The sequence below is a fragment of the Clostridia bacterium genome, from assembly GCA_024685775.1.
Taxonomy (GTDB): domain Bacteria; phylum Bacillota; class Clostridia; order Christensenellales; family CAG-1252; genus CAG-1252.
The window spans coordinates 1-22,268 of the sequence record JAIKVL010000037.1 but is presented as its reverse complement, the minus strand read 5'-3'; the positions used below and the strand labels follow the sequence as shown (position 1 = coordinate 22,268).

Genomic DNA, 22,268 nt, shown 5'->3' with positions numbered 1-22,268 from the left:
TCAGACCCCCTCGGACAGCGTGGCTGCCATGACCGCTTTGATCGTGTGCAAGCGGTTTTCCGCCTCGTCGAAGACGACGGATGCGTCGCTTAAAAACACTTCGTCCGAAACTTCCATTTCCGTCAGCCCGAACTTCTCGTGGATCTCGCGCCCGATCTCCGTTCCGAGATCGTGAAACGCGGGCAGGCAATGGAGGAAGACCGCTCCTTTCGCTCCGTTCTTCATCACGTTCTTCGTTACGCGATAGGGAGAAAGCTCCTCGATTCTTTCTTTCCAGACCTCTTGCGGTTCGCCCATCGAGACCCAAACGTCCGTATAGACGGCGTTCGCGCCTTTGCTGCCCTTTTCGGGATCGGTCTCGAAGCGGATCTCGCCGCCGCTCTTCTTCGCGATCGCTTCGCAGGTCTTTACGAGCGCGGGATCGGGGCGATACTTTTCGGGGCAACACGCCGTAAAGCGCATCCCCATTTTCGCCGCGCCGACCATTAAGGAATTCCCCATATTGTAGCGCGCGTCGCCGTAATAAGCGAGGGACAGCCCTTCGAGCGTCCCGAATTTTTCTTTCAAAGTCAAGAAGTCCGCGAGGATCTGCGTCGGATGGAATTCGTTCGTGAGACCGTTATACGTCGGAACGCCCGAATAGCGCGCGATATCCTCGACGATCTGTTGCCCGTAGCCCCTGTATTCGATCGCGTCGAACATACGCCCGAGGACTTTCGCCGTATCGGGAAGACTTTCCTTTTTCCCAATCTGCGAGCTTTTCGGGTCGAGATAGACGGCGTTCATTCCGAGATCCGCCGCCGCGACTTCGAACGCGCAACGGGTGCGGGTGCTGGTCTTTTCGAAGACGAGGGCGATATTCTTTCCCTCGGCAAGGCGATGCGGGACGCCCGTCTTCTTATAGGTTTTGAGAAGCGCCGCGATCCGCAAAAATTCTTCGATCTCCGTTTTCGAGAAATCGAGCAGTTTCAAAAAATTCTTTCCGTACAGCGCCGCGCTCATACGCCCTCCTTTACGACCGAGAGCAAAACCTCGATCGCTTGATCGACGACCTCGTAAGGGACGTTCAACGCGGGAAGTAAGCGGACTTTATCCTTTGCGGTCAGGAACAGAACGCCCTTTTTGAGACAAGCGTTTACGACCGCGCGGCTGTCGAACGCCGTCTTGACGCCGAGCATAAGCCCCCTTCCGGAGACCGACAGAATGCCTTCCTGCCCTTCGAGTTTGTTTTTAATGTATTCCCCTTTCTCCCGAACGGAAGTGAGAAGAGCCTCGTCGATGCGATCAACGACGGAAAGCGCGCCCGCGCAGACGACGGGGTTTCCGCCGAAGGTCGAGCCGTGGTCGCCCGCCCCGAGGACGGATTCCGCTTTTTCCCCGATCAGGCAAGCGCCGATCGGAAGCCCGCCGCCGAGCCCTTTCGCCGTCGTCGTGATATCGGGTTTTACGCCGTAATATTCGCTTGCGAAGTATTTGCCCGTCCTGCCGTTGCCTGTCTGGACTTCGTCCGCGATTACCAAAAAATCTTTTTCTTTCGCAAGGCGGAACGCTTCTTCGACGAACGCCGCGTCGAGGACGTTGACGCCGCCTTCGCCCTGAATGAATTCGAGCATGATCGCCGCGGTCTTATCCGAGACGGCGGCGCGAAGCGCGGAGATATCGTTCGCCGGCGTATACGAAAAGCCCTCGGGGAAAGGACCGAAATGCTTGTGGAAAACGTCTTGTCCCGTTGCGGCGAGGGTCGTGATCGTGCGCCCGTGGAAAGACGAGACGAGCGTTACGATCTCGCTCTTTCCCTTCTCTTCACCCCACTTGCGGGCGATCTTGATCGCGCATTCGTTCGCTTCCGCGCCCGAGTTTCCGAAGAAGACTTTCTTATAGCCCGTCTTCTCGCAAAGCGCCTCGGCAAGGGATGCGCAGGGAGAAGCGTAGTACAAATTCGAGGTGTGTTGGAAGCGGTCGATCTGCTCTTTGACCGCTTTTGCCCAAACTTCGTCCGCAATCCCGAACGCGTTCACGGCGATTCCGGAACCCATATCGAGATAGCTCTTTCCGTCCGACCCGACCGCGATCGAGCCTTTTCCCGAAACGATCTCGATCGGGAAACGCGCGTAGGTTCCCGCGACGTATTTTTTATCTTTTTCAAAGGTGTTCATATTCACTCCACAAACATCGTGCCGCTGCCTTCGTCCGTCAAAAGCTCCATCAAAATCGAATGCGGAACGCGCCCGTCCATAATGATCGCCTTTTGAACGCCGCTCTTGATCGCAAGCGTGCAACACTCTACCTTCGGGATCATCCCGCCCGAGATGACGCCCTCTTTTTGAAGCGCTTCCGCTTCTTTCAGATTGATCTCGGGGATCAAGGTCGAAGGATCTTTTTGATCGCGAAGAACGCCCGCGATATCCGTCATCATAATGAGCCTTTTCGCGTTCAACGCGCCCGCGAGATACGCCGCGGCGGTGTCTCCGTTGATATTATACGTTTCGCCGTCCTCGCCGATCGCGACGGTGGAGACGACGGGGATATACCCCTTTTCGAGGAGATCGTGGACGGGTTTGATATTGATCTTAACGACCTCGCCGACGTAACCGAGTTTCTCGTCCTTTTGCTTCGCGACGATAAGTTTCCCGTCGATACCCGAGATGCCCATCGCTTTCCCGCCCTTGGATTCGAGATGAGAAACGAGGGATTTATTGATCTTTCCGGCAAGGACCATCTGGACGACGTCCACCGTCTCTTTATCCGTAACGCGGAGTCCGTTGACGAAGACGGGTTTCTTCCCGAGCTTATCCATCAAAGAGGAGATCTCGGGGCCGCCGCCGTGGACGAGGACGACCTTCACGCCGATCAACGACAGCAAGACGACGTCCTGCATGACCTGCTCTTTAAGGTTCTCGTTGATCATCGCGTTGCCGCCGTACTTGACGACGACGATCTTTCCCGTGTACTTCTTGATATAGGGAAGAGCCTGCGTTAAGACTTCCGCCCTTTCGTAATTCGATAAGTTTTGCATACTTCCTCCCGCGGCGATCAAGTGCGATAATCGCCGTTTATCTTAACGTAATCGTAGGTCAGATCCGAGCCCCAAGCCGTCGCGGAAGCGTCGCCGTCCGCGAAGGTCACGTCGATCGTGATCTCGCTTTCGAGAAGGATCTCTTTCGCTTTCTCTTCCGAGAAATCCACGCCCGCGCCGTTTTCGCAAACCGTGATCTCGCCTTTCTTGCTCTTGAACGTCACGCCGATCTTCGTTACGTCCACGTCCGCGCCCGAGTAGCCGACCGCGCAAAGGACCCTGCCCCAGTTCGCGTCCGAGCCGAACATCGCGGCTTTGACGAGGCTGCTGCAAATCACGGCTTTCGCCGCTTTTTTCGCGTCCGCAAGGGTCTTCGCTCCGCTGACGCGGCATTCCAAGAATTTCGTGGCGCCTTCGCCGTCCGCCGCGAGCGCCTTGCACAGCGCGACCGTAACGGTGTTGAGCGCGGTCATAAACGCGGTGAAGTCTTCGCCTTCTTCTTCGATCGAAGCGTTCCCCGCGAGTCCGTTCGCGAGAATGACGACCATATCGTTCGTCGAAGTGTCGCCGTCCACGCTGACCATATTAAAGCTGTTTTGCACGTCGTTCGAAAGCGCCTTTTGAAGCATCTTCGGAGAAATCGCGCAGTCCGTCGTCAAAAAGACGAGCATCGTCGCCATATTCGGATGGATCATTCCGCTACCTTTCGCGATCCCGCCGAGCTTCGCCTCTTTTCCGCCGACCGTAAAGCTGACGGCGACTTCCTTTTTGACGGTATCCGTCGTCATCATCGCTTCCGCGGCGAGGGAAGAGCCTTCGTTCGAGAGCGACCCGACGAGGGGCGGGATCCCTTCCGCGAAGGGTTCGATCGTCATCTGCTGACCGATCACGCCCGTGGACGCGACGACGACGTCCTCTTTCGCGATTTTAAGCTCTTTCGAAAGGAGAAGCGCGGTTTGCTCCGCGATTTCGATTCCGTTCGCGTTGCAGGTGTTCGCGTTTCCGCTGTTTACGATGATCGCTTGCGCGAAACCGTCCTTGATATGCTCTTTCGTGACCGCGAGAGGCGCGCCTTTTACAAGGTTCGTCGTGTAAAGCGCGGCGGCAGCCGCTCTCTTCTCGGAATAGATGAGTCCGAGATCGCGTTTCTTTTTGCTTTTCCGAATGCCCGCGTGAACGCCGCTTGCCGAAAATCCTTTCGCCGCGGTAACGCCGCCTTCAATAATCTTCATAGCTTTCCTCCGTTACAGTTTCAGCCCGGTCGTCTCTTCGATCCCGAGCATCAGATTCATATTTTGCACCGCCGCGCCGCTCGCGCCCTTTCCGAGGTTATCGAACGTCGCGGTCAGCAAGATCCTTTCTTCGTTTCCGAACGCGGAGATCACCATATCGTCTCTCCCCGCGAGCGCGGACGAGGACAAGAAAGCTTCTTCCGTGTCCTCATAGCGGACGACGCCGCTTTGATAGTAGCCTTTATAGATCGCCTTGACCGAGCCGAGGTCGCCTTCGATCTCGCTTGCGAAAAGCGGAACGCTGACGAGCATCCCCCGCGGATAGGACGACACGACGGGAATAAACGCCGGAGCGACCGAAAGCCCCGAAAGCGCTTTCATCTCGGGCAAGTGCTTATGATTTTGCGTAAGCCCGTAGGGACGCGGCGCGAGAAGCGCGTCCGTTTCGTCCGCTTCGTACTCCGCGATCATCTTTTTGCCGCCGCCCGTATATCCCGTCAGAGAATAAGCGGAAAGGCAAGCGTCTTTCTTGATCACACCCGCTTCGACGAGCGGTCTGACGAGCGCGATAAATCCGCCGGCGTGACACCCCGGATTCGCGACGAATTGCGCTTCCCGGATCTTTTCCCGCTGCCCGCTGAGCTCGGGGAATCCGTAAGCGAAGGAGGGATCCACGCGATGCGCGGTGGACGCGTCGATGATCTTCGACGCGATCTTTTTCTCTTTCGCCGCAAGGACGATCTCTTTCGCCGCCGCGTCGGGCAGGCAAAGGATCGTGACGTCGGAAGACGCGATCGCATCGAGCCTTGCGGAAAGCTCTTTGCGCTCTTCTTCTTTCAAAACGATCAAAGAGACGTCTTTCCTTTCTTCCAAACGAGAAGCGATTTCAAGCCCCGTCGTTCCGTTTTTCCCATCCACGAATATCTTAAACATTTTTCACCTTTTCGCGAAGGATCGCGATTTGTTTTTCCACTTCCGAGACCGCCGTCCCGCCCTCGCTGGTCCGCTTATTCACGCAGGTTTCGAGCGAGATCGCGTCATACAGATCCTTCTCGAAAAGCGGCGAGTACGATTTATATTCTTCGAGCGAAAGATCTTCGAGCGTCGCGCCTTTTTTCGCCGCGTAGCGGACGATCTCGCCCGTCGTCTTATACGACTCGCGGAAGGGAACGCCCTTCTTCGTCAGATAATCCGCGAGATCGGTCGCGTTGATAAAGCCCTCTTTCGCCGCTTGGATCATTTTATCCGTCCGCGCCTTCATAGACGCGATCATCGGCGCCATAACGGTCAAGCACGCCGTAACGGTGTCCACGGCGTCGAAGAAGATTTCCTTGTCTTCCTGCATATCTTTGTTGTACGCAAGCGGAAGAGATTTCAGCATCGTCAGCATCGCGACGAGCGAGCCGACCACCCTGCCCGTCTTGCCGCGGGTAAGTTCCGCGAGATCGGGATTCTTCTTTTGCGGCATGATCGAAGACCCCGTCGTAAAGTCCGAAGAGAGTTCGACGTACTTGAACTCCCAACTGCTCCACAGGACGAGCTCTTCCGAAAGGCGCGAAAGGTGGACGGAGAGAAGCGAAAACGCGGAGAGAAGCTCCACGAGATAATCCCTGTCCGAGACGCCGTCGAGGCTGTTTTCCGTGATCCCGTCGAATCCGAGGAGCGAGGCTTCGAACCTGCGATCGGTCGGATAGGTCGTCCCCGCGAGCGCGGCGCAACCGATCGGCGAATAATTGAGCCTCTTTTTCGCGTCCGAAAGGCGACCCGCGTCGCGCAGAAAAGCGAACGCATACGAGCAAAGATGATGCCCGAACGTAATGGGTTGCGCGCGCTGCAAATGCGTGTAACCGCTCATCACCGCCCCCTTATATTCTTCCGCTTTGTCCGTCAGCGCGGCGACGAGAGAAAGGACGAGCCCTTTGACTTCTTCCGCCGTCTTGCGGGCGAACATCCTCATATCGAGCGCGACTTGGTCGTTTCTGCTGCGCGCCGTGTGGAGTTTCTTCCCGAGGACGCCGATCCTTTCGGTCAACGTCTGCTCGACGAACGTATGGACGTCTTCCGCCGTCTCGTCGACTTCGAGAGCGCCCGATAAAAGGTCTTCCTTTATGGAGAGAAGAGCGGACGCGATCTCTTTCGCTTCCGCTTCTTCGATAATTCCTTGTTTGCCGAGCATCTTGACGTGCGCCACCGAACCTTCGATATCCTCGAAGATCAGCCGCTTGTCGAACGAGATCGACCGATTAAAGCTTTCCGCCGCCTCGTTGATCTCGCCGCTCGCCAGCCCTTCCCATAATTTCGACATTATTTTTTCACCTTACTTTGAACGATCGCCTGAACCTTGGTCGGCAAGCCGTACAGCGTGATAAAGCCCTTGGAATCGGTTTGATCGTAATCGCTCTCGCCGAAGGTCGCGATCTCTTCGCTGTAAAGGGAATAATCGCTCCAAACGCCCGCCTTGATGATGTTGCCCTTATAGAGCTTCAAGCGGACTTTACCGGTCACGCACTCTTGCGTCTTCGTCACGAAAGCGGAAAGCGCTTCGCGAAGCGGGCTGAACCATTGCCCGTTATAGACGAGCTCGCCGAAGGTGATCGAAAGCTTTTGCTTTTCGTGCATCGTGAGCTTATCGAGGGTCAGGCTCTCCAACGTCTGGTGCGCTTTGTAGAGAATCGCGCCGCCCGGGGTCTCGTAGACGCCGCGGCACTTCATCCCGACCAAACGGTTCTCGACGATGTCGATGATACCGATACCGTTCTCGCCGCCGACTTTATTCAGCGCGAGGACGATCTCTTTCGCGCTCATCTTCTTGCCGTTGAATTCGGTCGGGAAGCCCTTTTCGAAGGTCAGCTCGATATAGGTCGGCTTATCGGGTGCGTCGATCGGAGAAACGCCCATTTCGAGAAAGCCGGGCTTCTCGTACTGCGGCTCGTTGCCGGTATCTTCGAGATCCAAGCCTTCGTGAGAAAGGTGCCAGAGGTTCTTATCCTTGCTGTAATTGGTCTCTTTGTTGATTTTGAGGGGGACGTTATGCGCTTCGGCGTACTCGATCTCCTCTTCACGCGATTTGATCGACCATTCGCGCCACGGAGCGATGACCGCCATTTCGGGAGCGAAATGCTTGATGCCGAGCTCGAAACGAACTTGGTCGTTTCCTTTTCCGGTGCAGCCGTGGCAGATCGCGTCCGCGCCTTCTTTCTTCGCGACTTCGACGAGCGCTTTCGCGATCAAGGGGCGAGCGTGCGACGTGCCGAGGTAGTACTCTTCGTACAGCGCGCCGGCTTGCATCGTCGGGATGATATAATCGTTGACGTACTCATCCGTCAAATCCAAAATGTAGATCTTGCTCGCGCCGGTTTTCAGGGCTTTTTCTTCGAGTCCTTCGAGCTCGTCCGCCTGACCGACGTTCGCCGCGACCGCGATGATCTCGGGATTATTGTAATTCTCTTTCAACCAAGGAATGATGATCGACGTATCCAAACCGCCCGAATAGGCAAGAACCACTTTTTTGATCTCTTTTTTATTCATAAACTCTCTCCTTTGAGCTTGATACCTTGATTATACGCCCTTTATGCATACTCGTCAAATATTTTTTGAATAATTTTTGGGTTTTTTCTAAATATTTTTATTTTTATTCATTATTTTCTGCATAATACTCACTTTATGCAAAAAATACCGAATCTGTACTCTCGCCCCGATCCGAAAAAACAACGGATCGGGCTCTTCCCCTTTTGCGCACGCGCGTGTTATAATAGAGATAAGGGCGCGCGTCGGCGCGCAAAGGAGAACCCCTATGAAAAAAACCCCGCTCGTTTCGCTCGTTCTGTTTTTGATCCTTTCGATCGGTTTCTGCTTTACGGGCTGCGCCGATTACGTTACGCAACAAAAATACGAAAACGCCGACGCGTACGCCGTCGGAGACCAAACCTACAAGTCCGAAGTCACGACTTTGAACGTGGATTGGCTGTGCGGCTCGCTGACCTTGATCGAAAAAGAAGACGCGACCGAGATCACATTAAAAGAAACGGGATCGAAGCTTTCCGACAAGACGAAAATGCGAAGCTACCTGAGCGAAGGCGTCCTCGACGTCAAATTTTGGAAATCGGGATATCGCTCGACGACGAAAGACTGCGATAAAGACCTCGTCATCACCTTGCCTTCCGTCCGATACTTGAATCTCAAACTCACGAGCGGCAAATTTTCCGCCGAGAAACTCACCGCGAAAGTCATTCACCTCACGATGACGTCCGGCTCGGCGACCGTCGGAGATCTCTCGGCGGACGAGATCACGCTGATCAAGACGAGCGGCGCGACTTCGGTCCGCTCTCTCACCGCAAAAGAAGCGACCGTCCAATCGAGTTCGGGCAAATTCGCGATCCGCAAATGCGCCGCGGAAAATTTCTCTTCCGATCTGACGAGCGGCGAACTCGACGTCGACTTCCTTTCCTTGGATAGCGCGGATATGAGGATGACGAGCGGAACCGTCCGCATCGGACTCCCCTCGGGAGGCGCGACGATCGACGTCCGCAAGACCACGGGAGAGATCAAAACGAGCCTCGACTACGAAAAAGACGGTAGCGAATATCTCTTCGGCAAGGGAGAAAGCCGCATCGAATTCCATATGACCTCCGGCACTCTTCGGGTCGCGAATGCGGAAAACGGATAAGCCGCGGGGGATTTTTCGCGTTTCGGCGGCGAAAGATTTCGGGAAACTCTTTCCCTTTTCGTCCGAAATATGATATAATAGCTTTATTCCGAGCTTTGTCAGAAGCAAGCCGACGGAAAATACGGTCTATAAGAGGTTTTTTATGGAAAATATGTTCAGTTTGAAAGGAAAAGTCGCTTTGATCACCGGCGCGAGCTACGGCATCGGTTTCGCGATCGCGACGGCGTACGCAAAAGCGGGCGCGACCATCGTCTTTAACGATATCAAGCAAGAGCTTGTGGATAAAGGGCTCGCCTCTTACAAAGAACTCGGCATCGAAGCCCACGGCTACGTTTGCGACGTTACGAACGAAACCGCGGTCAACGAGCTCGTTCGAAAAATCGAAAAGGAAGTCGGCGTGATCGATATTTTGGTCAATAACGCCGGTATCATCAAGAGGATTCCGATGTGCGAAATGACGGCGGAGCAATTCCGTCAGGTCATCGACGTCGACCTCAACGCGCCGTTCATCGTCTCCAAAGCGGTCATCCCCTCGATGATCAAGAAAGGTCACGGCAAGATCATCAATATCTGCTCGATGATGAGCGAGCTCGGAAGAGAAACCGTCAGCGCGTACGCGGCGGCGAAGGGCGGTCTCAAAATGCTGACCAGAAACATCGCTTCGGAGTACGGCGAATTCAACATTCAATGCAACGGCATCGGACCCGGTTATATCGCGACCCCGCAAACCGCTCCGCTCCGCGAGATCCAACCCGACGGCTCCCGCCATCCTTTCGATCAATTCATCATCGCGAAGACGCCCGCCGCTCGCTGGGGTAACGCGGAAGATCTGCAAGGCCCCGCGGTGTTCCTCGCGTCCGACGCTTCGAACTTCGTCAACGGACATATTCTCTACGTTGACGGCGGCATCTTGGCTTATATCGGCAAACAACCCAAATAATCGAACGCAGATAACGGGCAAATTCTTTATTTCTTGATTTCAAAACGCGCAGTTACGTACAAATAGTACGCGCCTGCGCGTTTTTCATCGTGCCTCGAATTTGCCTCGTTCTTTGCGTTCGATTGGGAATAATCAACTGCGATATTTTTTCATCGTGCCTCGCATCTGCAACCCTTCTCCGCGTTCGCGAGACATAATAAAACTTGCGCGTTTTTCATCGTGCCTCGAAATTGCATCGTTCTTTGCGTTCGCGAGGGACGTTTTCGGGATCACTTCTTCCCGCATCCTTTCCCTTTCCGTTCTCGCAAGGGAAGTTATCGCGCAAAAAAAAAGCCGCGAACGATTTCGCGGCGTTTGCGTCGATTTCATTTTCATTAATCGAGCAAAGGAATTTCGGTAAGGACGCCTTGCGCGTCTAAGGTAAAGGCTTTGCCGCCTGCGGAGAGCGCGCCTTTCGGTTCGCCGTCCTCAAAGAGCAACGCGGCGTTATCCTCGATCGCGTAGGAAAGGGGGTAGCCCTGCTCTTTTGCGACCGACGCGAATTCGGGGCGGAGGTTGAAATGCGGGGTCATCGCGCCCTTGAAGACGCCGTACCCCTTATACGGCATATATTCGCCCTCGACCAAAGAGTCGGTGTAAATATCCTCGAACCAGCAGATCGCCCCTGCGGAAAGCCCTGTCAGGATCGCGCCGCGCTCGTACGCCGCGAGGACCTTTTCTTTGACCCCGGTTTCGGACAAAACCTTCATCAGAAACAGCGTGTCGCCGCCGCCGAAGTACAAAATATCCGCCTTATCGATTTTTTCTTCGATATGCTCGACGGTCATTAAACCTTTCGTCAGGATCGCGACGTCGGCTTTGACGTCGAACAGAGACGTATAGGTCTTTCGAAAAGAATTGAAATAGGGATTGCTGTCGTGGCTCGCGGTCGGAAAGAAAAGCGCGTAGGGACGTTTTCCCTCTTCGGCGCGCTCCCGCGCGAGTTTTGCGATATAGCCGTCGATCGGCGCGGTCGTCTTGTTTTTCAGCTCGCCGCCGCCGATCGGAATAAAGATCTTTTTCACGGTTATTCGGTCGCGTTCTTCTTTTTGAAGTTATCCTTCGCGCGGTACATATTGCTCATAATGACCTTACGAACGCGCAGAGATTTCGGGGTAACTTCGAGAAGCTCGTCCTCGCCCAAAAACTCGATATACTCTTCGAGGCTCATCCTCTTGACGGGGGTCAGGCGCAAGGCTTCGTCGCTTCCCGCGGCGCGCATATTCGTGATATGCTTTTTCTTGCAGACGTTGACGACGATATCTTCCGACTTCGGCGTATAGCCGACGACCATTCCTTCATAGACCTGCGTTCCCGGCTCGACGAACAAAGGACCTCTGTCCTGCGCGTTGAAAAGACCGTAGGTAACGGCTTCGCCCGTCTCGTACGCGACGAGAGAACCGAACGAACGCATTTGGATATCGCCTTTATAATCCTCGTAACCGAGGAAGATCGTGTTCAAGACGCCTTCGCCCTTGGTATCGGTCAAAAACTCGTTCTTATATCCGATCATACCGCGCGCGGGCATTTTGAATTCGAGGCGGATGCGGCTTCCCATCGGCGTCATCGTCACGAGCTCGCCCCTGCGGGATCCGAGCTTTTCCATCACCGCGCCGACGCTCCCTTCGGGGACGTCCACGATGACCTGCTCGATCGGCTCCTGCTTCTTCCCGTCGACGTATTGGAACAAGACTTTGGGCATCGAGACCGCAAATTCGTAGCCCTCGCGGCGCATTGTCTCGATCAAAACCGAAAGGTGCATTTCGCCGCGCCCTTTTACGAGGAAGGTATCGGTGTTTTCCGTGTCTTCGACGCGGAGAGAGACGTCTTTTAACAGCTCTCTGTACAATCTTTCGCGCAGGTGACGGGTCGTCACGAATTTACCCTCGCGCCCCGCGAACGGAGAATCGTTTACCATAAAGCGCATTTCGAGGGTGGGTTCGCCGATCTTGACGAAGGGGATGGGTTCGACGGTGTCCACCGCGCAAAGGGTGTCGCCGATCGTTACTTTCTCGCTTCCGCTGAAACAAATGATGTCGCCGACCGTCGCGCTGTCCACGTTCACCCTTTTCAATCCGTCGATCTGCATCAAGGTGACGACGCGGGTCTTATAGGGCTCGAAATCGCCGTGATAATTGCAAATCACCGCTTCCTGCCCGGTCTTGACGCTGCCGCGCTCCACTCTTCCGATGCCGATCCTGCCGACGTAGTCGTTATAGTCGATCGAAGAAACTAGGACTTGCAGAGGCGCGTTTTCATCGCCCTCGGGCGGGTCGATATAATTGACGATCGTCTCGAAAAGATCGGTCAAATCGGGCTTTTGCTCGACGGTCATCGAGCTCGTCCCGTTTCTGCCGCTGCAATAGACGACGGGGGAATCGAGCTGCTCGTAGCCCGCGTCCAGATCGATCATCAAATTCAAGACTTCGTCCACGACGCGCTTGGGTTCCGCATCCGGGCGGTCGACTTTATTGACGCAAATAATGATCTTATGCCCGAGTTCCAACGCCTTTTGAAGGACGAAACGGGTCTGCGGCATCGGGCCTTCGACCGCGTCCACGAGAAGCAAGACGCCCGAAACCATTTTAAGAACGCGCTCGACTTCGCCCGAAAAATCGGCGTGTCCCGGCGTGTCGATGATATTGATCTTTACGTCCTTATAGTACGCCGCGGTGTTCTTCGCGAGGATCGTGATCCCGCGCTCGCGCTCCAAATCGCCCGAGTCCATTACGCGCTCGTCCACGTGCTGATTGGAGCGGAAAATACCGCCCTGCTTCAACATTTCGTCCACAAGGGTGGTCTTGCCGTGGTCGACGTGCGCGATAATCGCTATGTTTCTCAAATCTTTCCTTATCATTTTTCCCCTTCCTTGCGCCTCACGGCGCGCGCATAACGGTTATAACTTTAACAAAGTAAAATTATACTATTCGGGGAAAACCGCCGTCAAGTAAATTGATTTTCATTTGTCTATTTATCGTTATCGAGAAATTCTATCGGAAAGATAAAAAAACAGGGGATCCCGAAATCGGGATCCCCAAAACGCTTGTCGGAATCGCTCAGTTCAAAGCCGCCGAATAGTCGTCGATGATCTTCTTCGCCCAGTCGCCTTCCTGATATTCCGCCGCGTCTTCTTCGGTGAAGAGGCTTGCGTCGAAATCATAGTAGAAAGTGCATTCGTACCAGGAGTTGGAAGAGGTCGTGCTCTTCGTGCCCGCCATATTCATCTCGCCGGACCAGATCTCGTCGTCGTGCATAAATTTCGCGTAGCCGTTATCCCAAACTTCGAGTTGGAGATCGTACTTCGCGAATTCGAGGTTTTCGCTGCCGCTCGAATCGCGGAGATACTGGCGCGCCTTGCCGACGCATTCGCCGCGATTCTCGCCCTCGATCAAGAGAGAGAATCTCAGTTTGTAGAACTTCTTGGTCGCATCGTACTCGATGTACTTTTCGCCTTCCGCGAGTTCTTTCAAGACGATCGTGGATTTATTGATGCGGAAGTTGCAAAGCTCGCGCGGATCGTCGAGATAATAACCTTTCTCCATAAATTCGTCGCGATCGGCGCAAGTCGTGACCGACTTCGGATCGCCGAGCGTAAAGTACGGAAGCGTTGCGGTTTCGTTCTTGCCGACTTTCGCGTCCGAACCTTTGAGTTTGACGATCTTATAGACGCCCGTTCCCGATTCGTACGCTCTTTCCTGTTGGTTCAAAATGTTCGCGACGATGCTCGTCGCGCCCTTGATCGAGCAGTCGACGACTTTCGCGCCCTTTTGATAATAGAACGCGTCACCCGATTGGACCTTGAAGCCGCGAACCGCCATACCACCGTCCGCCGTAACGACCTTTCCGAGGAAATTGATATCGACCGAAGCGGTTCCGTTGCCGCGAGCGATCGCGATCGCCTTATCCGCGCCGATCTTATTTTGGTTGGCTTTTTGATAAATGAGAGCGATCGCCTCTTTGACTTGATCTTCGGTCGCGTTATTCGCGAGCGCGAGGTCGATCTTCTGCTGCTCTTCCGCGGTAAACGTCGAAGCGACGTTCGGACGCGCGCTGTCGAGTTCGACGTCGACGGGGACGTACTCTTTATAGGTCAGCTCACCGATCAGGAAGAATAATCCGACGCCGATGCCCGCCGCGACGATGATCGCGCCGATAACGATCAAGACGATCTGCCAAGCTTTCAGCTTTTTCTTTTTCGCCGCTTTGCCCATCTTTTTCTCGTTTTTCTCGATCACTTCGTCGAAGTGTTCTTTGACTTCTTCTTCGAATTTCTCAGCTTCTTCACGCTCTTCCTGCGTCGAAGCTTGCGCCGTTTCTTCGGTTTCCGGAGTTTCCGTCAAATCTTTCTTGTTCTCTTCCATATTTCCTCCTTAAATTAACGCGCGGTGGCGTTTCCATGTCTTTCCGCAGTGGTGTAGTTCGGGATCTTTACGTCAACGAAGTAAAGATAGGTCTCACCGTCGACGAACGAAGTCACTTGATGCTCCGTGTCGTTAGGTCTATAATACTCGATTGAATAGCCGTTTGTCAAGCCTGCGTCGGGTTCGAGCTGCGCACCCTTGAAGAGGACGACGGCGTCGAACGTATGCGTCGAAGAATTCCAAGTCACGGTCGCGATCAGATCCTGCGCGTTCGAGATAACGAGCTCGCGGACGGTGAACTCGACCACCGCGGTCGCAGTGTAATCGGTGTTGGCGGGATCGACGCTTACGTTGAAGGAGTACGCGATCTCCTGGTTCGCGCCGTTGTAACGGACGTCCGAAACGCTCTGCGAGGATTCGCCGTTCAAGACGAACGGGACTTCGATTTCGTAATCGCCCGCGATCGCAGTCAGGATATAGGGATTGCTCGGACGATAGATCGCGGAATAGCCGCTCGCATGGCGCGCGCCGTCCACGCACATCGAGACGAAGGCGGAGACGTCTTTCTTCGTGATCGCAAAGGTCTTATAGACGGAGCCTCTGTAATGCGCGTGCGTGCCGATCGCGACGTAAAGCCTGTACGTTCCGCCCGAGAGCCGTTGACTTTCCGAAAGGCGAGGCGCGTTGTCTTCGTCGATCGTAACGTAACGGTCTTGATACTCTTCCGAAACGCGCGCGGTCGAGATATGCGGCGCGTAGAAGGCGATCGCCGTCGAAGGCGTAATATAGCCCGCTTCGTCCTCCGAATCGCGGAAGACTTCGGTCCAAACGTCGCTTCCGAAGAACATCTCGTAACGCGGCGAATTGAAATCGGACTGCGTGGCGTTGAAGACGGATTGATGCGCGCCCCCGACTTCGGCGGAGACGGACGCATTCCAAAGCTCGATACCGATAGAATCCTCGGCGTTACGCACCCATTTGAAGACGACGCCTTTTTGCGCGACGGTCGGATCGTACTGATAGACGGTCTTAACGCCCGCGCCCATACCGAATTCGATCGAAAGCGAGGCGGGAAGCTCTTTGCCCATATCCATAACGGGCTTATAGGTGTAGACGAGGTTCTCGCTGGTCGCGCTTTCGTAGGTCGTCTCGAAGAACTTGCCGTCCGTTCCGGACAGGCGATCCGCCGCAGAAAGCGTGATCGCGGAAACGATATTGGAGAAGACGCGGAGTCCGTAACCTTCGATGGTCTGATACCCGCCGTTCTCGTTTCCGACGCGCACGGGGACGTCGTTTATGACTTCGCTGCCGTCAAAGGAAAGGACGACGCCCGAATTGTCGTATTTGAGTTTCAAGGGATATTTGCGGCTGTCCCCTTTGAATTGGACGAGGACGTCCATCGTTACGGTCGAGCCCGAAACGTCCGTCCCGAACGGATCCGCCGCGTAACCGTCTATATCGATATACGGCTGACTGCTTCCGTTGATCCAGACTTTGTCGATCGCGCGGCGAATGACATTCACTTCGACGCCGATCGCGATATTCGGGAACGCCGAACCGAGATCGATCATCGCGTAGGTCGGGAAGCCGAACGTGCCCTCTTCTCCGTTATAGGTCTTGGTGTTCCCGGTCAACGCCGCGTCCGCGGGAATACGGGAAAGATCCCAAGCCGCCTCCGCTTGGACGAAGACGCCGCCGAGATAGAAATTGATATATTTCGGATAGGATGCGGGCGAAGTCGGCAAAACGTAGTACGGATTGACGTTCAGGCTCATATCGTAAGAGAACGCCGAGCCGTGCGCGCCGGCGGTGTAGTCGACGTCGATCGCATACAAAGAAGACCCGCCCGTCAGATCGGAGCTTGCGGCGAACGGCAACCCGCTGACCGTTATGTTTTGGATCGGACACGCCACGACGGAGACTTCCATCAAAATATCTTTATATCCGACTTTATCGTTTCCGATGCGCGCCGTTACGCCGACGCTTCCGCTGATCTCATTTACGCTCGTTCCCGCCGCCAAGCCTTGGGTGTACATCTTGGTGATCCCGTCGCCGATATTCCAAGAGACGACGCTCACGGGATAGAAAGAAGAGGTCAGACCGCTCTCGACGTACAACTTATTCGGGAAGTTCTTTACATCGCGCGGGTCGGTGACCGTAAACCCGTGTTCCGCGGGAGTAAGCAGGCGGAAAGTGACGTTCTTGCTGCTCTTATCCTGCTTCGTGTAGACCTCGTCGTGATCGCCGATCGCGGGAGCGACGTAGACGTAGACGGGGATGATCTGCCCTTTCGCGACGGCGCTGACCGTCCCGAAGAAACCGTTTCCGATAATATCCGTTTTTTCGTCGAACGCAGAGAGATCCCACGTTACGTCGACGGGGAAAGACCCCGCGCCGTTATTGAAGAAAGCCTGCATTTTCGATGGATAGCTCTCCGTCGAAGTGTAATCGAATCCGACGGACGGATCGAGCGCGGCGAGGACGGCGTAGGAAAGGCAACTCTTGTTTTGATGATCTTCCAAGGGAATCGTCTTCCCGCCGATCTTCAAATCTTCGGTACCGAACGAATAGCCCGTGATCAAAATTTGATCGAACGACAGCGTCAGAGAGATCTTCTCGCTGCCCGCAAAGCCCGTCCCGTTATAGACGCCGCCCGCGGCGAGCTCGTTCTCCCGATACGCTTTGTCAAACTCCCATTTCGCGGGAATGATCTCGCTTCCGGAGCCGTTCTTGGTCGTAAAGGAAATCTTCAAGGATTTCGGATAGCGATAGGTATACGAATTCAATCCCGTGAATTCGTAGGTGAACATATCGCTCGTCTTGCTGACGATAGTCTCGCCTTCTTCGTCCAAAAGCGCGACTTCGGTGATTTGGATCGGAGTAAACGCATACTCGAAGCGTTTGGTCTGATATCCGCTGATCGAATCGCCGACGATAAGATTCAAAAATCCCGTGGCGCCCGCGGTGTTGACGATCCCTTCGATCGTTTCGAATTCCCATTTAACGCCTTTGATCGAAAACTCATCCGCCTGACCGGGGTTCGCGACGAGCGCGGTCGGCAAGATCTTTTCGGATTGCGACGAAGTAAACGTGTGAACTTTCAAAACGTCGTACATAAACCGCTTGTTCACGGAGTCGTACGAGACGCCGTCCAGATCCGAGACGTCGAAACTCGCGTCGCGGACGATCTTCGGCTCGAAGAAGATCGGGACCTCGATAACTTCGTAGTTCCCCATCGTGTCGTAGACCTTGGCTTTCATCTTGTCGGGCGCGTAAGGATTCGTCTTGTACTCGTAAAGCGTTCCCGCCGCGCGCTTCTCTTCGACGTTCGCATTCGTCAGATCCCAAGCGACGCGCTCGACCGTTACGCGCCTTCCGTCCGACGTGCGGACGTTCAGGACGTCGGAATAAACCGCCTCGTTCAAAGGATCTCTGCCGTCGTATGCGGCGAAAGTCACCGTGTAATCGGTGGAGATCGCCTTTTCTCCGACAAACGCGAGAGTAAAGTTCGCGACGGAACCGAGATAGATCTCGTTTCCGAAATAGGTTTTTACGCGGGGGCGAATCGTAAAGTTTCGATTCTCCGCCTTCGTGCTGACGCCCGTCGTGTCCCACGTTATGTCTTTAACGTAAGATTTGCTTTCGATATCCACGATCATCAAATCGTAGGTCGCGAGGACGGTGGAAGGCGTTACGTCGTTATAAAAATCAAACGAGAATTTGCGATCCGTTACATCGTACTTTCTCGCGTAAGCCGACCCGCCGGACAGCGAGACCGCCGTCGCGGGAGAGACGTCCACTTTGATCGTCCGAACGAGGGTCTTGCCGAGAAGAGCCGCGGAAGCGACGACCGTCGTTTCGGCGCCGCGAAGCCCCGTCTGCGTCGGGATCCCCGAATACTCCCAAATTCGGTCGTTCGTACCGAACGCAAAGAGCGAGAGCTTATAATTTCGATCGCCCGTAAAGGACGCATCCGCGAAAACGGGCATATCGTTCTCCGCCAAAAGCTCGACTCTTGCGGGAGCCGCCGCGGTCAAGGAGAGCAGAGAGAAAGATTCGTTGAAAGCGACGGAGAACGTCGTCGCGTTGATATAAAATTCGTTATCCGAGTTAAAGACGACGGTTCCGTTCATCGCGTCTTTCGTCATCCGGACGCCGATCCTGCGGAACGCGAGCGCGTCGGTCCAGAACAGGGAAAGATCGGGGAACACCGCTTGCAAGCGTTCTTTCATAAAGGAGATAAAGGCGGCGTTCAGCTCGATCGTAAAGGAGTCGTCTCTCGCTTTCAGGTTGATTCGATTCTCCCCTCCCGTCGCTTTTACGATCCCGTTCATCGCATTGAACGCGGCGAGCGGTTCTTCCGCAAGCGTCAGCGTCCGAACGGGGCGAACGCCCGCTTCCTCGGGATAGATCAAATAGAACTGCTCCTTGCTCTCATCCGTGAAGTACAATTTGACGACCTCTTCGCCCGAAGACGCGAAGAGCTCGATGAGCGCGCGCGAAAGATCGCCGTTCGCGGCGTAAGTAAAATCGGAAGCGTACGAGACGCCGCCCGAGACGGAAAGGTTTACTTCTTCACCGGAAAGCGAAGAGAGAAGCGCGGAGAAGAACTCGCCGTCCGATTTGAAGGCGGTCTGTTCGCCCATCGTCCCCGCCGTCTTGATCCGCGTCGAAGTGCGCGTCGTCAGATCGGTAAAATCGCTCTCCCCTTCGATGGCGGGAAGGGTGACGGGTAATCCGAAGGCGAAGGTCGGTGCGGTCAAAGAGAACGTGATCGAGCCGACGGTCACCGAAGCGGAAAGGTCTTGCAGACGGTTGTTTCTCGTGTCCCAAGAGAAGGTCGCGCCGTCCACGCCGAACAAGCCGAGGAAGCCGATCTTCTCCGCGAAAAGATCAAAGAAGTCCGCGCCGAGCGTGTAGGTCACTTTATCGCGATCCGTCGTCCGCCCCGAGAAGAGAAGGGTCAGGAATCGAATTTTATCCTTGAAATCGAATTCGTCCGTGTCTTTGAAACCGGCGGCGCCGAGTTTCTTCGAGAGATCCTCCGTCTTGGTTTTGAATTTCGCGATCCCGTAGTCGGAAAGGTCGACGTACAGATAATCGCCGCGGACGGCAAAGAGAGAATCTTTATCGTTCGGATCCGTCAGTTTGACGGTGAATTCCAGCCCTTGCCCGGCGACGTAATTCGATTTGATATCGTAAAGGAAGGGATATTCGATCGCGTCGAATTCGCTGTTCACGGTCGTCCCGTAGCGAACCGATTTATCCCCGTTCGCGACGACGGTGGAGATCTTCGCTCTACCGGAAAGCGAGAAGTTGCGGGGGTCGAAAGGCTTGAACGCGGAAAGCGAAGGCGTCATTTCGATCTCTTCCGTCCCGCTCTTGCAGGAGAAACGCGAGATCGTGATCGCGCCGCTGCCCGCCTTCTCGGCGCGCGCGGAGACGAAGACGCCGTCGGAGACGAAGAACGTGATCGTCGTCTCGGGTTCTTCGCTTACGAGTTTTTCCATCTCGGACGAAGTGAACCCGAAAAGCGCGGAGAAATCCGCGGGGGTAAGCCCGATATCCGCCTGCGTGACGAGAGAGGTCACGGAGGAGAAAAGCTGTTCGTAAGAAAGAAGGAAGCGGTAGGAATCCACCCCGTTCTCGGAGAAATAGCGGCAACCGTTGCAAATGCGGCTCGCGATCGCGGGGAGAAACTCGCCCGCGTGTTTGATCACGCCGTTTTTCTTTTCCGCATAGATGTCGAACACAACTTCGGCGAGGTTGAAATCCCGAATTTCGGAAGAGAGCGCATAGGGCGGGAAATGCAGATACGCTTTGCCCTCTTTGTAATAAAACGCGAGTTTCTCGATCCCGCCCTGCTTCACTTCGAAAGAAAGGACGGAGCGCGTGTCGTTCTCGCGGTTGTTTTGCGTAATATCGAAGGAACCCGCGAACGAAAAGTCGTACAGCGTTTCGCCGTTTTGAACCGTTCCGTCGCAACGGAGCGTAAAGAAATTGACGTTCTCGGAACCGTCCGCTTTGAGCATCGCGGCGTAGACCGTGTCCATCGCCGTGGAAACGGGCATAACTCTGCCCCCGAGAGAGGAGCCGTGCTTTTTGATTTTTTGGCAAGAAAACAGCGTCAAAGACGCCAAAACCAAAACGAATATAACGGATACAATAAAAAGAGTCTTTTTGCGCATAATAATATATTACAACGTGCGCGCACGATTGTCAATACGGAAAAATTTCGAGTCGACCCAAAAAAAGACGGAATCATCCGCACGCGAACGGAAAAAGCTCTCCGCCGCCTGTCGCTACGCGTTTTTCCCCGTCACGATCTCGAAGACGAGCGGAAAAGACGGAACCTTTTTTTCGCTCAATTCGAAGCATTCGCGAAGCTCTCTCAAAAAGGCGTCGCCCGCTTTCGCCGATCCTTTCAAAACGGCGAGCGCGTCGCCCTTCACGACCGCGTCGCCGACCTTGAACGGGACGAAGATCCCGTTTCCTCCGATCTCTTCGTAACGGCGCGCGAGACCCCCGAGACGAACACAGTCGATTCTCCCGAGATATCCGCTCTTTTCGGCAAAAACCGCCCCCGATTCCGCGCGCAGAATCTTCTCCCTGTTTTCCGCTTCGAACAGCGACGTTTCGCCCCCTTCCGCGCGGACGATCTCTTTTAATTTTTCCCGCGCTTTTCCGCTTCGCAAAAGCAATTCCGCTTCGGAAAACGCCTTTTCTTCGGAAACGTTTTTCGCAAGAGCGATCAGCTTGGCGGCGATCAAGAGAGAAAGTTCGGACAGACGGGATTTTTTACCCGAAAGCGCGTCCAACGCGTCCAACACTTCCGTTTCTCCGCCGATATACGAGCCGAGCGGAGAATTCATATCGCTGATGACCGCGACGGCTTTTTTACCGTGCGCGTTCAAGATCCCGACCATAAGTTTCGCAAGCGCGACGGCGTCCTCGACCTTCTCCATAAACGCGCCGTTCCCCGTCTTTACGTCCAAACAAAAGACTTCCGCGCCGCTCGCGAGCTTTTTGGAGACAACGGAAGACGCGATCAACGGCAGGCTTCGGACCGTCCCCGTCTCGTCGCGCAGCTTGTACAGCGCTTTATCCGCGGGGACGAGTTCTTTGGATTGCGCGATGACCGCCGCGCCTACTTCGTCCACGACCTTTTCCGCTTCGGCTACGCTCATTTCGGGGCGCAAACCCTTGAATTTTTCGAGTTTATCGATCGTCCCGCCCGTATGCCCGAGTTTTCTGCCGCTCATTTTTAGGAAAGGAACGCCCGCCGCCGCCACGAGCGGCGCGACGATTAGAGTCGTGCTGTCCGCCAACCCGCCCGTCGAATGCTTATCCGCATACGGATACGCGCGCTTTTTGAAAGAGAGGACTTCGCCCGATTCGAGCATAACTTTCGTAAGCGCGATCGCGTCGGCTTCCGAAATCGAGAATTCGCAAACGGCTTTCAGAAAATCCGTCATCGCTTCGCGGGAAACCTTTCCCGCCAAAAAACCTTCGACCCATTCTTTCAAGAGCGTTTCTCCGAGCGCTTCCCCGCGTTTGACCTTTTCAACGATTTCTTCCATAAGATCCTCCGCTTTTATTGTAACACGGCGCACCCGTTTTTTCAACACCCGTCGCCTTGACAAAACAAAGTACTGCATTATATAATACATCATATACATATAAAGATTTTACGCGCGCCGAAGAAATACGCGCGCGAAAGGAGAAAAACCATGATTGAAAACAGAGATATCAGAGCAAAAGCGCGCGACACGCTCGAACACAGACTGTTCGGAAACGTCTGGATCATGTTGATCCTCGCTTCCGTCATTTACAGCGCGATCGTCGGGATCCCCGGAACCGTCGGAGGGCTGCTTCCCGGAAAGGCGAAATTCGCGATCGGCTGGATCTTCTCCATCGCATCCATCGTCATCGCGGGGCCGATGGCGTACGGACTTTCGCGCCTCGAAGTCAAAGTCGCGCGCGGCGACAAGAAGATCGACTTTAAAGATCTGTT

The 22,268-nt window shown here is 54.7% G+C and carries 15 protein-coding genes; 3 read left to right on the top strand and 12 right to left on the bottom strand.

Features of this window, described 5'->3' with window-relative positions; all coding sequences use genetic code 11:
* The 7 genes from argF to K5753_06875 are packed head-to-tail and all read right to left on the bottom strand — an operon-like array spanning window position 1 to window position 7,776.
* A complete protein-coding gene (argF, locus tag K5753_06905) occupies window positions 1-1,002 on the bottom strand; it encodes an ornithine carbamoyltransferase (GenBank protein MCR4726928.1) in 1,002 nt (333 codons plus the stop codon).
* On the bottom strand, window positions 999-2,156 hold the full coding sequence (locus tag K5753_06900) for an aspartate aminotransferase family protein (protein ID MCR4726927.1): 1,158 nt from the start codon (window positions 2,154-2,156) through the stop codon (window positions 999-1,001). Before K5753_06900 ends, argF begins: the two co-directional genes overlap by 4 nt.
* A gap of 2 nt (window positions 2,157-2,158) precedes the next feature.
* A complete protein-coding gene (gene argB, locus K5753_06895; GenBank protein ID MCR4726926.1) occupies window positions 2,159-3,016 on the bottom strand; it encodes an acetylglutamate kinase in 858 nt (285 codons plus the stop codon).
* A gap of 17 nt (window positions 3,017-3,033) precedes the next feature.
* A complete protein-coding gene (gene argJ, locus K5753_06890) occupies window positions 3,034-4,248 on the bottom strand; it encodes a bifunctional glutamate N-acetyltransferase/amino-acid acetyltransferase ArgJ (protein MCR4726925.1) in 1,215 nt (404 codons plus the stop codon).
* A gap of 12 nt (window positions 4,249-4,260) precedes the next feature.
* Complete coding sequence (gene argC, locus K5753_06885) at window positions 4,261-5,181, bottom strand: N-acetyl-gamma-glutamyl-phosphate reductase (GenBank protein ID MCR4726924.1); 921 nt, start codon at window positions 5,179-5,181, stop codon at window positions 4,261-4,263.
* A complete protein-coding gene (gene argH / locus K5753_06880) occupies window positions 5,174-6,553 on the bottom strand; it encodes an argininosuccinate lyase (protein ID MCR4726923.1) in 1,380 nt (459 codons plus the stop codon). Before argH ends, argC begins: the two co-directional genes overlap by 8 nt.
* Window positions 6,553-7,776, bottom strand: coding sequence for an argininosuccinate synthase (locus tag K5753_06875; protein ID MCR4726922.1), 1,224 nt, complete (start codon window positions 7,774-7,776; stop codon window positions 6,553-6,555). Before K5753_06875 ends, argH begins: the two co-directional genes overlap by 1 nt.
* A gap of 265 nt (window positions 7,777-8,041) precedes the next feature.
* On the opposite strand from K5753_06875, the gene K5753_06870 reads away from it, so the two are divergent.
* Both K5753_06870 and K5753_06865 read left to right on the top strand, forming a co-directional pair.
* A complete protein-coding gene (locus K5753_06870; GenBank protein ID MCR4726921.1) occupies window positions 8,042-8,914 on the top strand; it encodes a DUF4097 domain-containing protein in 873 nt (290 codons plus the stop codon).
* Between the two features lie 142 nt (window positions 8,915-9,056).
* On the top strand, window positions 9,057-9,854 hold the full coding sequence (locus K5753_06865; protein MCR4726920.1) for a gluconate 5-dehydrogenase: 798 nt from the start codon (window positions 9,057-9,059) through the stop codon (window positions 9,852-9,854).
* A 374-nt stretch (window positions 9,855-10,228) separates the two neighbouring features.
* Here K5753_06865 and K5753_06860 read toward each other — a convergent pair whose 3' ends face one another.
* From K5753_06860 to K5753_06840, 5 genes are all read right to left on the bottom strand, one after another.
* Window positions 10,229-10,918, bottom strand: a complete 690-nt coding sequence (locus K5753_06860) for a Type 1 glutamine amidotransferase-like domain-containing protein (GenBank protein MCR4726919.1) — start codon at window positions 10,916-10,918, stop codon at window positions 10,229-10,231.
* Window positions 10,919-10,920: 2 nt separating this feature from the next.
* Complete coding sequence (gene typA, locus K5753_06855) at window positions 10,921-12,750, bottom strand: translational GTPase TypA (protein ID MCR4726918.1); 1,830 nt, start codon at window positions 12,748-12,750, stop codon at window positions 10,921-10,923.
* Between the two features lie 199 nt (window positions 12,751-12,949).
* Window positions 12,950-14,254, bottom strand: coding sequence for a hypothetical protein (locus K5753_06850; GenBank protein ID MCR4726917.1), 1,305 nt, complete (start codon window positions 14,252-14,254; stop codon window positions 12,950-12,952).
* Between the two features lie 14 nt (window positions 14,255-14,268).
* Window positions 14,269-20,442, bottom strand: a complete 6,174-nt coding sequence (locus K5753_06845) for a hypothetical protein (protein ID MCR4726916.1) — start codon at window positions 20,440-20,442, stop codon at window positions 14,269-14,271.
* Window positions 20,443-20,556: 114 nt separating this feature from the next.
* Entirely contained in the window at window positions 20,557-21,834 is a 1,278-nt protein-coding gene (locus tag K5753_06840) for a thymidine phosphorylase (GenBank protein ID MCR4726915.1), read from the bottom strand.
* 150 nt (window positions 21,835-21,984) lie between these two features.
* On the opposite strand from K5753_06840, the gene K5753_06835 reads away from it, so the two are divergent.
* Window positions 21,985-22,268: hypothetical protein (locus K5753_06835; GenBank protein ID MCR4726914.1), on the top strand; the 284-nt coding region annotated here is incomplete at its 3' end.